Below are 472 nucleotides of genomic sequence, written 5' to 3'. Positions count from 1 at the left end.
CCTTGAAAGAGAACGCCGCGTTCTTCAACGGCGATGGCGTCGATAAACCCACAGGTTTCCTCACTGTGCCGCAGACGGAAGAAGATGATGCTGACCGCGCGTTCGGCACTCTGCAAACGGTTCCGGCGGGAAGCGCAACAGTCATTGAGCAGGATGACCTTGTTAATCTGATGATGTCCCTTCGCAGCCCGTACCGGATGCGCGGCAATTGCGCGTGGATCATGAACCGCACAACCGCGGCGATTGTTCGGAAGATGAAGGACGCTGATGGGCGGCTGATCTGGTCTGATAGCTTGGCTGCCGGACAGCCTGCAACGCTGCTTGGCTATCCCGTGTTCGAGTCAGAGGAAATGGATAGTGTTGCAGCCGATAGCATCCCTATCGCCTTCGGTAACTGGGGCGCGGGCTATCTGATCGCGGACCGTTCCAACCGCATGCGGCTTTTGCGTGACCCGTTCACCCGCCCCGGCTG

Annotated in this window: 1 protein-coding gene; it reads left to right on the top strand. The window is 58.9% G+C overall.

Annotated features, from left to right (window positions below; translation table 11 throughout):
• Positions 1-65: 65 nt before the first annotated feature.
• On the top strand, positions 66-472 hold a 407-nt coding region (locus tag A3722_RS15025; RefSeq protein WP_236627430.1), incomplete at its 3' end, for a phage major capsid protein.

It is taken from the genome of Sulfitobacter sp. HI0027 (assembly GCF_001634775.1).
Lineage (GTDB): Bacteria > Pseudomonadota > Alphaproteobacteria > Rhodobacterales > Rhodobacteraceae > Sulfitobacter.
Note: the sequence above shows the minus strand (reverse complement) of the source record. Positions and strands in the feature narration are given on the sequence as shown.